The organism is Vibrio nigripulchritudo ATCC 27043, from assembly GCF_000222685.1.
In the GTDB taxonomy this organism is placed as follows: Bacteria; Pseudomonadota; Gammaproteobacteria; order Enterobacterales; family Vibrionaceae; genus Vibrio; species Vibrio nigripulchritudo.
This window is the reverse complement of record NZ_AFWJ01000124.1, coordinates 1-14933: the sequence shown is the minus strand read 5'-3', so window position 1 is coordinate 14933 and position 14933 is coordinate 1. Positions and strand designations below refer to the sequence as shown.

12 protein-coding genes and 1 tRNA gene are annotated in these 14933 nt (G+C 45.4%); 7 read left to right on the top strand and 6 right to left on the bottom strand.

All coding sequences use genetic code 11. The annotated features are described in order from the left end of the window. The first annotated feature begins 10 nt into the window (after positions 1 to 10). Both RH89_RS12100 and RH89_RS12095 read left to right on the top strand, forming a co-directional pair. Positions 11 to 1024 carry an alpha-ketoacid dehydrogenase subunit beta gene (locus RH89_RS12100; protein ID WP_004402160.1) on the top strand — a complete coding sequence of 338 codons (1014 nt, stop codon included), beginning with the start codon at positions 11 to 13 and terminating at the stop codon, positions 1022 to 1024. Beyond that, positions 1021 to 2142, top strand: a complete 1122-nt coding sequence (locus RH89_RS12095) for an acetoin dehydrogenase dihydrolipoyllysine-residue acetyltransferase subunit (protein WP_004402159.1) — start codon at positions 1021 to 1023, stop codon at positions 2140 to 2142. Before RH89_RS12100 ends, RH89_RS12095 begins: the two co-directional genes overlap by 4 nt. A 45-nt stretch (positions 2143 to 2187) precedes the next feature. On the opposite strand, the gene RH89_RS12090 is transcribed toward RH89_RS12095, so the two are convergent. From RH89_RS12090 to RH89_RS12080, 3 genes are all read right to left on the bottom strand, one after another. Beyond that, a tRNA-Pro gene (locus RH89_RS12090) sits at positions 2188 to 2264 on the bottom strand. An 84-nt stretch (positions 2265 to 2348) separates the two neighbouring features. Then, positions 2349 to 4145 carry a DUF3413 domain-containing protein gene (locus RH89_RS12085; RefSeq protein ID WP_004402158.1) on the bottom strand — a complete coding sequence of 599 codons (1797 nt, stop codon included), beginning with the start codon at positions 4143 to 4145 and terminating at the stop codon, positions 2349 to 2351. A gap of 26 nt (positions 4146 to 4171) precedes the next feature. Next, complete coding sequence (locus tag RH89_RS12080) at positions 4172 to 4399, bottom strand: YejL family protein (protein WP_004402157.1); 228 nt, start codon at positions 4397 to 4399, stop codon at positions 4172 to 4174. 84 nt (positions 4400 to 4483) lie between these two features. On the opposite strand from RH89_RS12080, the gene yejK reads away from it, so the two are divergent. The 4 genes from yejK to RH89_RS12060 all read left to right on the top strand — a co-directional run bounded on the left by yejK (position 4484) and on the right by RH89_RS12060 (position 8913). Then, positions 4484 to 5485, top strand: coding sequence for a nucleoid-associated protein YejK (yejK, locus tag RH89_RS12075; protein WP_004402156.1), 1002 nt, complete (start codon positions 4484 to 4486; stop codon positions 5483 to 5485). Between the two features lie 71 nt (positions 5486 to 5556). Further along, on the top strand, positions 5557 to 6873 hold the full coding sequence (locus RH89_RS12070) for an Hpt domain-containing protein (RefSeq protein WP_004402155.1): 1317 nt from the start codon (positions 5557 to 5559) through the stop codon (positions 6871 to 6873). Between the two features lie 201 nt (positions 6874 to 7074). After that, positions 7075 to 8187: an aspartate-semialdehyde dehydrogenase gene (gene asd / locus RH89_RS12065; protein ID WP_004402154.1), complete on the top strand. Its 1113-nt coding sequence runs from the start codon at positions 7075 to 7077 to the stop codon at positions 8185 to 8187. A 216-nt stretch (positions 8188 to 8403) separates the two neighbouring features. Beyond that, positions 8404 to 8913: a hypothetical protein gene (locus RH89_RS12060; RefSeq protein WP_004402153.1), complete on the top strand. Its 510-nt coding sequence runs from the start codon at positions 8404 to 8406 to the stop codon at positions 8911 to 8913. Positions 8914 to 8918: 5 nt separating this feature from the next. Here RH89_RS12060 and RH89_RS12055 read toward each other — a convergent pair whose 3' ends face one another. Then, positions 8919 to 9782, bottom strand: a complete 864-nt coding sequence (locus RH89_RS12055) for an ion transporter (RefSeq protein ID WP_004402152.1) — start codon at positions 9780 to 9782, stop codon at positions 8919 to 8921. Between the two features lie 141 nt (positions 9783 to 9923). Further along, positions 9924 to 10562: a YchE family NAAT transporter gene (locus RH89_RS12050; protein ID WP_004402151.1), complete on the bottom strand. Its 639-nt coding sequence runs from the start codon at positions 10560 to 10562 to the stop codon at positions 9924 to 9926. A gap of 664 nt (positions 10563 to 11226) precedes the next feature. Here RH89_RS12050 and adhE point away from each other — a divergent pair. Beyond that, positions 11227 to 13944 (top strand): bifunctional acetaldehyde-CoA/alcohol dehydrogenase, encoded by a 2718-nt coding sequence (gene adhE, locus RH89_RS12045; RefSeq protein ID WP_004402150.1) that lies wholly within the window; start codon positions 11227 to 11229, stop codon positions 13942 to 13944. Positions 13945 to 14077: 133 nt separating this feature from the next. On the opposite strand, the gene RH89_RS12040 is transcribed toward adhE, so the two are convergent. Then, positions 14078 to 14758 (bottom strand): SDR family oxidoreductase, encoded by a 681-nt coding sequence (locus RH89_RS12040; protein WP_004402149.1) that lies wholly within the window; start codon positions 14756 to 14758, stop codon positions 14078 to 14080. Between the last annotated feature and the right edge of the window lie 175 nt (positions 14759 to 14933).

The window sequence follows — 14933 nt, the reverse complement described above, 5'->3', positions numbered from 1 at the left end:
GGAGTGAAAGATGAGCAGACAATTAACCTTTAAAGACGCGATCAATGAAGCGGTCGACCTGGAAATGACGCGAGATGAAAATGTGGTGATGATGGGGGAAGACATCGTCGGCGGCACGGGCGCACCGGGCGAAGAAGACGCTTGGGGCGGCGTGCTGGGAGTCACCAAAGGGCTTTATGCTAAACACCCGAAACAGATGGTCGATACCCCGTTATCGGAATCCGCTTATGTAGGCGCGGCGATTGGGGCGGCAACCTGTGGGTTAAGACCGATAGCCGAACTGATGTTTATCGATTTTATTGGCGTGTGTTACGACCAGATCCTCAATCAGGCGGCGAAGTTTCGTTATATGTTTGGTGGCCGAGCGGAGACGCCTGTCGTCATCCGCGCTATGTGTGGTGCTGGCTTTCGCGCTGCGGCACAGCACAGCCAGATGTTGACCCCGATGTTTACTAACTTACCGGGGGTGAAGGTGGTATGCCCGTCAAATGCCTACGACGCCAAGGGGCTGCTGGCGCAATCCATCCGCGATAACGATCCGGTCATCTTTTTGGAACATAAAAGCCTTTATCAGATGGAAGACGATGTGCCTCAAGAGGCTTATGCCATCCCATTTGGTGAAGCTAATGTACTGCGAGAAGGGAACGACGTTACGCTGGTTTCTTACGGGTTAACCGTCCACCGAGCAATGGAGGCTGCGAACCTAGCAGCGAAAAAGGGCATTTCGTGTGAGGTCATCGACTTGCGAACACTTTCTCCCATCGATATGGATACAGTGCTGGAAAGTGTCGAAGTCACGGGTCGCATTGTGTGCGTAGATGAAGCCAACGAAAGGTGCTCTATAGCCGCCGATATCTGCGCCAAAGTCTTTGAACAAGGGTTTTCGTATCTGAAAGCACCTGCACAAATGGTCACTGCGCCTCATACGCCCGTCCCGTTTTCTCCCAGCCTTGAAGATGCGTATGTGCCGAGTGCCGATACGATTTTGAAACGCATTGAGCACGTGATGAAGGAGGGGCTATGAGTTCAGAGAACACAGCGATTATCCCCATTGTTATGCCCAAATGGGGACTTTCCATGACCGAAGGCACCCTCAACGAGTGGCTGGTGGAAGTAGGGGACAACATTGAAGTCGGTCAGGCGATCATGGATGTTGAGACTGACAAAATCGCCAGCATGGTGGAAGCGCCCGATGCGGGTTTGCTCAGGCGTAAAGTGGCGGAAGAAGGTGAACTTTACGATGTGAAGGCTTTACTGGGCGTGCTAGCTGACGATTCAGTATCGGAGGACGAGATTGATGCCTATATTGAGCTGTTTGAATCCACTGTGGGCGACGAGGAGGAGGAAGTCGAAGAGGCACTTCGTTCCCAATACATCGAACTGAGCACGGGCACTATTCGTTATGTGCATCGAGACGGTGAAGGCACGCCTTTGCTGTTTATTCACGGATTTGGCGGCGATCTCGACAACTGGTTGTTCAACCTTGAGGTGTCTGCCAATCCGGTGTATGCGTTGGACTTGCCAGGGCACGGGCAATCGACAAAGGCGCTCAATGGCGACCCGATCGAATGTCTGAGCCAAACCATTTCCGAGTTCGTCAGCGCTAAAAATATCAGTCAGTGTCATCTTGTCGGGCATTCCATGGGTGGGTTACTGGCGGCGAAGTTTGCCATTGAGAACCCCAGTTTGGCAGTATCGCTGACCTTGCTGTCTCCTGCTGGGCTAACCTCGAAAATCAATGAAGATTATCTAGTTAAGTTTTCCGAGGCAGATTATCGCAAAGCCATGAAAATAACCGTTTCGCTGCTGTTCGCTGACCAAAGCTTGGTAAATCGCTCTATGGTCGATGATTTATTGAAGTACAAGCGGTTGGATGGTGTTGAGGAAGCCCTGCATACTCTCCGTAAAGCCATGTCAGTCAACGGTCAGCAGACGATTAACTTGGTTGAACAACTTCAAAATCTAGTACTGCCAGTCACCGTGATATGGGGGCAACAAGATCAGATAGTGCCTCTTACACCAGAAGTCGAGGATTTGAGCTTAGGTACTCAAATTCGAATTGAACTTCTGCCAGATGTTGGACATATGCCGCAAATGGAGGCAGTGGATAAAGTCAATGAGGTACTAAAACAGTTGTCTTAGCCCAAACGCAAAAAACCGCTGTAAAAACAGCGGTTTTTTATAACATGGTCGGACTGACTGGATTTGAACCAGCGACCCCTGACACCCCATGACAGTGCGCTACCAAGCTGCGCTACAGTCCGATAAAACCAATGTAATCCCTTTCAAGAGGGTGAGTCAATGGTTTTCAATCATTAACATGAGCAAGTGATTGATATTTATTCGACTTACTGCTCAGTGTAGAACCTTTTCTGCTCCGTTAAGCCCTGCATCAGGATAGAAAGCTTAGGGTTGTCTTCGCGTTTGCGGTTGTAATCTGCGTCGTAGACTTTGTAGTTACCAAACTTATCCACTACCGTCGTTTCGTCGTCGGTAATCATGGCGACTTCTCGGCGGTTACCCGCGATGATCCACAGCCTTTCATCGGTATCAAATAAGCTTCTTCCGCTGCTGTAGTCAGTAGGGTTAGAGCTGACGCCCAAAATCTGGTGCATTAAGGTCGGAGATAAATCCAGATGACTGGTTTTCGTTTCGATTTTGGCTGCTTCTTTCCCCGGCCATTGAATAATCATTGGCACCTGAAGCTGGAAGCGGCTGTAGTTGGTACTTGAACCCCAAGAGCTGCTCTTGGTTTCATTAAACTCAGTTCCGTGATTTGAGGTGACGATTACCACGGTTTTTTCAGTTAGGTTCAGGCTATCAAGTTCTTCCAGTATGCTCTTGAGTGACTCGTCGGCTTGAAGCGTCGACTTCATGTAACCATCTTTTAGTTGAGCTTCCAACTGGCTGCCCGGAATGGTGGCGTGTGTTGCTTCGAAGTCTGCCAGGCTGTTGAGCTCCAGATAGCTGAACCAAGGTTCATCTGGTTTGGCTTGTAGCCATGCTTTCCAGTTTTCAATAGCTTGCGTGTCGTTGGTTTTTTCAAGAGGTTGAAGATCCTGAGCCAGTAAATCTGTAAACACGACATCACGGTACAGCTTGTCAGCAAAGTTGTCGCCGCTGAACAGACCGAAGTTGTAATCTTTCTTTTGTAGGTGCTGAATAAAGAGCGGCGCGTCGCCCTGCGCTTTTATGCTTTCTGCATAGCTGCTTGGTAACCCGTAAAACAGACCAAACACGCCATACATATCATTGCTGGCACTGTAGTGGTTGGTGTAGTTGAGATTCTGGTCTGCAAAAGCATGTAATGTTGGCATGGCTTCAGCTGAAACAGCGTCGGCACGAAGGTTATCTACCATCACCATCAGAACATTTAGCTTGTTGCCTCTGCTTTCGTAAGTCAGTGGTTCAATTGGGTATTGCACCAGCTTCACGTCACCAGAGTAACTGTCCAGCCTGTCGAGATAGTCTTCTTTGTCCAACAGCCCGTGTTTTTCCATAAAGCTTTTTGCTGTCATCGGGTAAGACAGCGGGAAGTTGGCTCTCTGGCTGGTAATCGGGTTATAGAAATACGCATCTGCCCAAATGTAAATCAGGTGGCTGGCAATAAAGCAGACAAAGAAAACGGCGGCTAAAGGTTTACCAATGTGTTTATGAGCCAGTTTGCGTTTTTTACGCCAAACCCACTCAGCAAGCGCCAACTGCATCAAAAAGATGATTGGTACAAAAATAAAGAACTGTTGCCATTCTGGTGTGAAATTCCCTTCTTCACTCATCAATAAATCTATGACTACGGGATTTAAGTGAAGGTGAAGGTTCTGATAAACCTGCGTATCAAGCAGAAGAACAGTTAAACCAGCCGTCGCGAAACAGGCTGATAAGAAACGGAATAATTTGCGCGATGGCACCAGAAAGGTGAGGGGGAATAGCACTAATATGTAGATAGCAAAAATCAGAAACGCAAAGTGTCCAAGCCAGGATACTGCCAGATAAACCTGACCAAGTAAGGTGTCAGGCCAAGGCGACTGGGTAATGTATCGCGTGCCGATAAGCATGGCGGCAATAATGTTAAAAAAGGCAAACCAGTGCCCCCAACTCACAAGACGAGAAACGCGTTCACTGTATGTATTTTCGCTATCTACCATTTATGTTTTCAGTCTTATTTGTTTTATTAGTGAGTTACGTCGTTTTCAACGGATGAAATAAGTGCCTGAGCGAATTTTTCAGCAATTGCCTTGCGTTGTGAAGCAGGAACGTTTTGATTTAAGACATTCGTTGCGATATTTCCTGCGATCATAAGTGAAAGCTCTGTATTTGCGCCGTTTTTATCTAGCACTGCTGCAATTTCAGCCAAGATAGTTTCAACCTGTTCGTCACTGTATTTTGATGTAATCGGCATATAGACTCTGATAATGATAGTAAAAGCGGCTTATGATAACCTACTCTCCCTCTCAACTGAAACTAGAACATAAACAAAATTACTATGAGTCTGCATCTTTCTAACGTCATTCTTCATAAGCTGGTTAAAAACGAGCAAGAAGAGCTGACGGTCAATTTCCGTCAGGAATCGCTTCCTAATGAAGGTTCATCAGAGAACCTTGTTGCCGAGCTTCATCGGGTTTTCAATAGCAAAGCAGGAAAAGGCTTCGGTACTTTTAAACCAGACAGCGACTTTAAAACATGGTTGCAAGAACTTCGCCAAAATGAGAAGAGCTTTTACGAATTTTCGCAAATTAGTGCAACACGGCTTAAAGAAGAGCTTTCTAAATACCCGTTTGCGGACGAAGGGATCTTGGTTTTTGCTGAATATCAGTCGCTTGCGACAGAGTACCTGTTTGTTGGTCTGCTTCCGTCAAATGAAAGCCTGAAAGTGACAGAAGGTCTGGAAATCAGTGCTACAGACTATCTGGATATCAGTAAGATGGATATTGCGGCAAGGATTGACCTTTCTACCTATGCCACTGATGAAGAATCCAATCGCTATCTCACCTTTATCAAGGGTCGTGTCGGACGTAAAGTTTCGGACTTCTTCCTGGATTTCCTTCAGGCTGATGTTGGACTGGACACGAAAGTGCAGAATCAGGTACTCATGCAGGCCGTTGAGGACTTCTGTAGCGATTCTAAGCTGGAGAAAGAAGAAGCCACTCAGTACCGTAAGCAGGTGTTCGATTACTGTAACGAGCAAATCAAATCTGGCGATGAAGTTGAAATTCGTGAGCTGTCTGGCGAATTGCCAACTAGCAATGATGGAACCAGTTTCTTAGACTACACTCAAGAGCAAGGCTATGATCTTGAAGAGAGTTTTCCCGGAGACCGTTCAACAGTACGCAAGCTGACCAAGTTTGTTGGTGCTGGTGGAGGCGTGACCATCAACTTTGATAGCATGCTTCTTGGAGAGCGTATTTTTTACGATCCGGAAACGGATACGCTGACGATCAAAGGGACACCGCCTAATTTGCGAGATCAGTTGACGCGTCGCTCATAAAGTAAATCGGTGATAAGGTGGCTAATGCCACCTTATTTTCAATGACTTAACGTAGGCTGAAGAGCTATTTTATGGAAGAAAGTAGCATTAGAAATCGTAGGTACATCATTGTCGCATTCCTATTGGTTTGGGGCGTTATTTCATCCATCCTCTATTTCCAGCACATTCAACTTCGCAAAGAAGCGGATTCGCTAGGTTTACTATCAAATCAGATAGAAGAATTTCGTTATACACTCTCTTTTCCAGACCCTATCCGGGCGCAACATATTGAACAATTATCTCTGAACCTGGAGTTGATTAAATCGGTTAAAGTGCAAATCGAATCCGAATCAGAGCACGGGATATGGAGCCCAGAAACGGCGCAACTTGTGTATCTATCTGACCGCTTTATCGAGCGTGCTGAAAACTACCTTACTGTCGCACTGGATATTCGTGGTTTATCTGAGCAAATCCTGAATACCAAAAACAGTCAGGGGACACCAAAAGAGTTGGTCGCTTTGTACGATGAGCTTGGCGCTTATCTGTTCAGCTCTTTTTACGCCGATTCTAACCTCAACCCACCAAACTACATGACGCTAGAGTCGATCATGTTGCGCTCTGAGCGATTCGATTCTCCCTATAAGAATCAGATTCAGGGGTTATTGTCTAAAGCTTCTCTGATTTTGGCTGAACACGCCCAACTCAGTTATGTTACAGAAGAGATTCTGAAACACTCAGTTGTGCGCGAAATTGGAATGGTAAGGACTGAATTTCAGCATGTTGCTCAAAGGATGTTTACCATCAGTCTTGTGCTGAGTGGCGTATTTTTGCTCGCCATAGGATGGATCGGATTTAATCGTGTGGCGGTTCCTCAACATACAGAAGCCCAAAGCACAGAAAGACAAAGTTCAAACATCCCAGATTCAACCAGCAAGGAAACTCAGACTGCTCCAGTTAAACAGGAACAACCCGTTAAGTTGGAAGAGCCGGTTGAAGTCATGCAGGAGCCAGAACCAATCCAAGAGCCGCCTGTGATGGAGTCACCTGAACCGGTGCCAACCAATAGCAGAGGGTTTGATCCTGAGATGATGCTTGAAACCTTTGATCATGACGAAGAGTCTGTACTCATGGTTTTAAATGTTTTCCTACAGGATCACAGCGAAGACGTAAACAAGCTGAAAGAGGCACTTAACCAAGATTCTGAACAGGCTCATCGAATTGCCCACAGCTTAAAAGGTGTCGCGGGTAATTTAGGTGCTAATGCCCTGAAAGACATCACTGCAAGCATTGAGCATGGCTTAAAGCAGGGTTCTAAACCTTCTGAAAGTGATATGGTTGCATTGGAACAGAGCTTAAAGACCACGATTGACGATGTGGAATCTTATTTAGGCACTGTGAATGCGGTATAAATATCAGTGTCCAGAGGGGTGTTCTCTGGACGCATTTTTCATTTCGAATCCCTCCTGAAAATCCCTTCGAAAACAGTAAACCTGTAAAAATCCCCCCTTAACTGCTCTTTTTTCCCTTTTTCGCTCAAAAAGGCTTGTTTTCATCCTCAGAAAATCTTATAGATGGGGGAGTTTAATTTGAGTAAGACATGGAGTGTAATGATGAGAGTAGGTCTTGTAGGCTGGCGTGGTATGGTCGGCTCGGTTTTGATGCAACGTATGGTCGAAGAGAAAGACTTTGATGTTATCGAACCAGTATTTTACAGCACCTCACAAGTAGGTATTCCTGCCCCAAATTTCGGTAAAGACGCGGGTGTTCTGCAAGATGCTTTTGATATTGAAAGCCTAAAACAGCTTGATGCTGTGATTACTTGTCAGGGCGGCAGCTACACCGAGAAAGTGTACCCGGCGCTTCGTCAGGCAGGCTGGAAAGGCTACTGGATTGACGCTGCATCTACTCTTCGCATGGCTGAAGATTCCATCATTACACTAGATCCTGTGAACCTTGCGCAAATCCAGCAGGGGATTCATGATGGCACCAACACATTTGTTGGTGGTAACTGTACGGTTAGCTTAATGCTTATGGCGTTAGGTGGTCTTTATGAGAAAGGTCATGTTGAGTGGATGAGTGCCATGACTTATCAGGCAGCATCGGGTGCTGGCGCGAAAAACATGCGCGAGCTGATTTCTCAAATGGGTGTGATCAACGATTCTGTAAGCACTGAGCTGGCAAACCCAGCAAGCTCTATTCTTGATATTGATAAGAAAGTTGCAGAAACTCTTCGCTCGTCATCTTTCCCAACGGATCAATTTGGTGTGCCACTAGCGGGCTCTCTGATTCCATGGATCGATGTGAAGCGCGATAACGGTCAAAGCAAGGAAGAGTGGAAGGCGGGTGTAGAAGCCAACAAGATCTTAGGCTCTCAGGACACGCCAATCCCGATTGACGGTACATGTGTTCGCATCGGAGCAATGCGCTGTCATGCTCAGGCACTGACCATCAAACTGAAGCAAAACATCCCAATGGATGAAATTGAAGAGATGATCGCCACTCATAATGACTGGGTGAAAGTGGTTCCAAATGACCGTGACATTACGGCACAAGAACTGACACCTGCGAAAGTTACCGGCACTCTGTCTATCCCTGTTGGTCGACTGCGTAAAATGTCGATGGGTGATGACTTCCTGAATGCATTTACTGTGGGTGACCAGCTACTTTGGGGCGCAGCAGAGCCTCTACGCAGAACCCTTCGTATTATTCTTGCAGAAAAGTAATATTTTCATAGAGATATAATTTCTCAAAAGCGCCTCCATTTGAGAGGCGCTTTTTTATTTTCTTAAAAGTTATTTCTGAGAAATGGTTTTTAACCAGATCTTAAACCTATCCTGTCTTTATTATTTCTTTGTACTTACCTGCTTCTGACTGGCATTTTTTAACATCCAACTATACTCAAGTTAGAAGGTATAGGTGGGAAGCTTAAGGAAATGGCAATGCGTAAGAGAAGTTTTGGCTTTTCAATGTTTGATGGGTTAATGAGCACAGCGGTGTTTTCCATCATGGCTATGACTGCAGCCCCCAAGTTTTTTAGCATGCAAAGTGAATACAATCAGGCTCTGATCGAAGGGCTTGCCAGCAAAGTAATTCATGCCGCGGAAAATGCCTACCTTGAGTCTCATAAACAGGGAACCGATTTGGAAGAATTTGGAATGTTGCCGGGTTATGGACAGCTTCAGTACGGTTACCCAAGTGTACGGATTGGTGGTTTAGCCAATTTTATTGATTTAGATATGGGCTATCGACATACCGACAAAACCTGGGTTTGGGTGGCTCACCATGCCATTCACACCGATCGTCAGGACTCGTGGCTTCTTACACGTTCTGAGTGGGTCGAACATCCGAGTAGAAATGGTATCGAAAGTACTCAATGCTACGTGAAATACACTGCCCCCATGTATTCAGGGGACAGCTTTCAGGTAGAGAGCGTTACTCAAGGCTGTTAACTGACCTAGTAGTGCAGTTCAGAATCCTCATTCTCCACAGGAACTACTCGCGCATCTGGCGATGCCAGCTCTCCTCCGCAATGCTTACAATATAACGCGTCAGACTCATGACCATTTCGAGAGCAATTCGGACACTTAACCAGATTCCGGTGAGCATTCATTTCACTGTTCAGTTCCGCCGTAATGATTCCGGTTGGAACCGCCAGAATAGAATAACCAAGTAGCATAGTAAGCGAGGCTATTGCTTTTCCAATAGGTGTCTGGGGAACGAGATCACCGTAACCAACCGTTGTGATGGTCACAATCGCCCAGTAGATGCTTTGCGGTATGCTCGTGAATCCGTTCTCTGGTCCCTCTATCACAAAAATCAGTGAACCAAAGATAGTGACCAGAATGGCCACTGTACTGAAGAAGATCAGAATCTTCCGTCTGGACATCAGAAGGGAACGTAAGAGCAGGTTAGAGTCTTGCAGGTAGCGAACCAATTTAAGGATTCGGAAAATCCGCATTACCCTTAGAAGGCGCACAACTGCAATAAATGATGCGGATGGGAAAAGTAGCACGAAGTACGTAGGCAATATGGCGAGAAGGTCGATTACACCATAAAAACTTTTCGCATAAGCACTGGGCTTGGGGGAACAGTAGAGTCGCAGCAAGTATTCAATAGTAAAAAGCGCAGTAAACACATACTCGGCGTACAGAAGTCGATTTGCCCATACGCTGTCTTGAGGAAGGGTAGAGTCGATAACAAGCACTGTGAGGGAAGTCAGAATCGCAACGATCAAGGCGATATCAAAGAGCTTACCTGCGGTTGTATGCGTGCCAAAGATGATGACGTAAAGGTGATGTTTCAACGAGTGTTTGGGCATGGACTTTTTATAACTGTCTTTCTATAACGATAGAGAATGGCAGTATAGTAACTCAAAGCGACGATATAAAAAGTCCACATCTGCGAAACTGGCGACTTACCTCAAAGTTAGCCTTTTAAGGCAAGTCGGGGGAACTGGATACTAGGCAAGACCCGGGAACAGGTTTCTTACGCCGTTGGCGATAAACTCGATCCCCAGAGCGGCTAGGATCAAACCCATAATACGAGTGATTACGTTGATTCCTGTCTGACCCAAGAATCTCACAATAAAAGGGGCTGAACGAAACAGTAGCCAACTGCAAAACGCAAAAATGATCACTGTACCTGCAATGGCAAATGTGTCCATCCATGTTGGGTAGCGCGCCCCAAATACAATCGTTGAACTGATAGCGCCAGGTCCTGCCATTAGAGGCATAGCCAGTGGCACTACGCCAATTTGCTCTCGGCTCACGTATTCAGATTTCTCTTGTTTGTTCTGCTTATCTTCACCTAGCTTACCGCTCATCATCGAAAATGCGATGCTCATAAGCAGCAGCCCGCCAGCAATTCTGAACGAATCCAAAGAGATACTGAACATATCCAGCAATGCCTGCCCAGCCAGTAAAGAAACAATAAGGATGACCGCGACTGCGATATTCGCAGTGGTGGCGGTTTTCACTTTTTCTTCTGGCGACATATGCCCTGTTAAAGAAACAAAAATGGGCATGATGCCAACTGGGTTCACTGCGGCTATAAGACCTAAAAAGAACTGCAAATAAATTGCGATTTCAAATGTCTGCATTGTGTACAAGCTCTAAAACTTCAAACGCGATTTAAGTGGAAAAAAGAGGTATCTAAATACCACCTTAAAAAGGGTGGTAAATGTAAGGGAATTATCTTCTAAATACCAAGTGATTTCTAACAAATTCCTCTGTTAGCTAACGATATAAATGAGGTCTTTAGAATCGGGTAACGTATGTGTTACAGGAAGTGAAATTGGTGGAAATGAAATGTGTTTTGTACGAATATGAAAAATTGTGAAAAAACGAACATCTTCATCTGTTTGAAATGCTCAAATGATTAGGTAACCAGTTGCGTGTAACACGAAAAAACAGGCTGTTCTTGTTGCTAATTTGAGCTGAAATGAAATTTTATTACAGTGTGTTGTAGTTTTTTGTATTCACTAGACTGTTTGATTCTTTTTTAATCACATTGTCATTGTGATTAAAAGTTTAAATATATCAATCATTTAAAATTGTTTTACAAACCTGTCTACCCAGTAAGTAGTATTTAGTTTTTCAGAACTGATCTGAGTCAATTTTTTTCATACCTTGAAATAATATACTCAGTCCTGAAAGCAATTTACTAAGTCTGTAGTTTGATAAGTGATTGACTGAACGTTAAAAGCTTAAGGCAGCAACCTTAATAAAAAGTTTTTAATATTTTTCTATTTTAGGAGATTCATTATGCCTGTAACTAATTTGGCTGAACTAGATGCAATGATTGCTCGCGTTAAAGCGGCACAAGCAGAATTTGCTACTTACTCTCAAGAGCAAGTAGATAAAATTTTCCGCGCTGCATCTCTAGCGGCTAACCAAGCTCGTATCCCTCTAGCTCAGCAAGCGGTAGAAGAGTCTGGTATGGGTATTGTTGAAGACAAGGTAATCAAAAACCACTTCGCTTCTGAATACATCTACAACAAGTATAAAGACGAAAAAACTTGTGGCATTCTGGATGAAGACGAAAGCCTTGGTACTATGACTATCGCTGAACCAGCAGGTATCATTTGCGGTATCGTTCCAACAACTAACCCAACGTCTACAGCAATCTTCAAGTCTCTAATCTCTTTGAAGACTCGTAACGCAATCATCTTCTCGCCACACCCACGTGCGAAAAACTCAACTAACGATGCAGCGAAACTGGTACTGGAAGCAGCAGTAGCAGCAGGTGCTCCAAAAGACATCATCGGCTGGATCGACCAACCTTCTGTTGAGCTTTCTAACGCGCTAATGAAGCATGACGACATCGCTCTTATCCTTGCTACTGGTGGTCCAGGCATGGTTAAAGCTGCTTACTCTTCTGGTAAGCCAGCAATCGGTGTAGGTGCAGGTAACGTTCCTGTAGTTATCGATGAAAGTGCTGACATCAAACGTGCTGTTGCTTCTATCCTAATGTCTAAGACATTCGATAACGGCGTAGTATGTGCTTCTGAGCAGGCTGCAATCGTTGTTGATGAAGTTTACGACGAAGTGAAAGAGCGTTTTGCTTCTCACAAAGCTTACGTATTAAGCAAAGACGAAGCAGCGAAAGTACGTAAAGTTCTTCTTATCGATGGCAACCTAAACGCGAAAATCGTTGGTCAGCCTGCTCCGGCAATCGCTGAAATGGCTGGTGTTACTGTACCAGCAGACACGAAAGTGCTAGTTGGTGAAGGTCTGGGTAAAGTTTCTTACGACGATGAATTCGCTCACGAGAAATTGTCTCCGACTCTAGGTCTATTCCGTGCAGACGACTTCGAAGACGCAGTTGCTCAAGCGGTTACTATGGTTGAGATTGGTGGTATCGGTCACACATCTGGCTTGTACACTGACCAAGATAAGAATGCAGACCGTGTTCGTTACTTCGGTGACAAGCTAAAAACAGCACGTATTCTAATCAACATTCCAACAACTCACGGCGGTATCGGTGACCTGTACAACTTCAATGTTGCACCATCACTAACACTAGGTTGTGGTTCTTGGGGTGGTAACTCAATCTCTGAGAACGTAGGTCCTAAGCACCTAATCAACAAGAAAACTGTAGCTAAGCGAGCTGAAAACATGTTGTGGCACAAACTACCAAAATCTGTTTACTTCCGTCGCGGCAGCCTACCTGTAGCACTAGGTGACCTAGAAGGTAAGAAGCGTGCGTTCCTAGTAACTGACCGTTTCCTATTCAACAACGGTTATGCTGATGAAACCATCAACATCCTGAAAGCCAACGGCATGGAAGTGCAAACTTTCTTTGATGTAGAAGCGGATCCAGTATTGTCTGCTGTACAGAAAGGTGCTGATGCAATGAACAGCTTCCAGCCAGACGTAATCATCGCACTAGGTGGTGGTTCTCCGATGGATGCAGCGAAAATCATGTGGGTAATGTACGAGCACCCAGAAACAGCATTTGAAGACCTTGCAATGCGCTTTATGGACATCCGTAAACGTATCTACAAGTTCCCTAAAATGGGTCAGAAAGCTGAAATGGTATGTATCCCAACAACTTCAGGTACAGGTTCAGAAGTTACTCCATTCGCGGTTGTTACAGACGACAAGACTGGTGCTAAGTACCCACTAGCAGACTACGAGCTAACACCTCAAATGGCGATTGTTGATGCTAACCTAGTAATGAACATGCCTAAGTCTCTATGTGCATTCGGTGGTTACGATGCAGTAACTCACGCACTTGAAGCTTACGTATCCGTTCTTGCGAATGAATACTCTGACGGTCAAGCTCTACAAGCGCTTAAGATGCTGAAAGAGTACCTACCATCAAGCTACGCGAACGGTGCAAACGACCCAATCGCTCGTGAGAAGGTTCACAACGCTGCAACTATCGCTGGTATCGCGTTTGCTAACGCATTCCTAGGTGTTTGTCACTCAATGGCTCACAAAATCGGTGCTGAGTTCCACCTTGCACACGGTATGACTAACGCAATGTTGATTGACAACGTGGTACGTTACAACGCTAACGACAACCCAACTAAGCAAACTGCATTCTCTCAATACGACCGTCCACAAGCACGCCGTCGTTACGCAGAAGTTGCAGACCACCTAGAGCTGTCTCAGCCTGGTGACCGCACTGCTCAGAAGATTGAACGCCTAGTAAGCTGGTTAGATGAACTGAAAACTAACCTGGACATTCCTAAGTCTATTCAGGCTGCGGGTGTAAACGAAGCAGACTTCCTGGCAGTAGTTGACCGCCTAGCAGTTGACGCGTTTGATGACCAATGTACTGGTGCGAACCCACGTTACCCTCTAATCTCTGAGCTTAAAGAAGTTATGCTAGCGGCATACTACGGTAAGCCATACATTGAAGGTGAAACGTTCGAAGGTACTACGGTAATCAAGAAGAAAGCCGATCAGGTAGCAGCGAAAGCAGCACCTAAAGCAGCAGCGAAGGCACCAAAGAAAGCTAAAGCTGAAGCGTAAGCAAGATGTAAAAAGGTTTTCGCTAGCACTCGATAACCTTTAACGGGAAAAACAAAGCTCCACCTCTGGTGGAGCTTTTTCTATTTCATTACATATCGTTCCTGATTAACGTCGGATGTTGCTCTTCAGCAGGCTATGCTTCAGCAGCCATTACCCGTCCGTTAAAATAGTCGTTAGAGACTATATATTCAGTGTTTCTAATCATCTCATCCTGCACGTATGCCCAATCACCATTGGCACTGTCTCTAGTGCGAAACTGAGCGGGTATAACCCCCCCAACTCGGATGTTAAACGGGTCGAGCTCTTTAGCCCATGTCTGAGTAAATCCAACGATCATCGCCGACACATTCTCAAGCCCTTCAGGCAGAGTTTGCTGCTGGTGAGACGTCAGGTTTACAATGACTCCCGGTTTTTTATGCATGCGCATTCTCAGAGCACTGGCTTTCCCGTAACCGTATAACGAAGAAGCCAACGACGACAGCTTGTGAGTGAACTCCTCTCCCTGTTCACTGCCAAACAGCCTTGGTAGTGGCATGCTGGGCCAATTGTTGATCAGTACATCAACACCATTCGGGAACCGCTCATCGATGTAGTTAAACAAAGACTGGATACTCTCAGAAGAGTGATCCGGTAGCGGATAATAATAAATACCATCAGACAGAGTCCGACAACGTTTCACTGTATCCAAAAGCGCTATCGAATCTGTGTCCGCGACAACAACGCGTGCCCCCAAAGAGGTAAAGTGCACTGCCAATGTACTGCCTAGCCCTGAGCCTGCAGAGGTGATTAATATCACTGAGTTTCGTATATCCATAGGGATACCTCACTCTAGTTAATGTATTGTTATTATTTATCTTTTAATTTATTCACATGAGACTCTTGATAAGTCGTGACTAAGCGTGGAGTAACATGTGAATAACTATCATGGGAAAAATAAGCAGCCCGTGATGTGAATAAAATCATAGTTTTTTAATGACGTGATTTTCGTG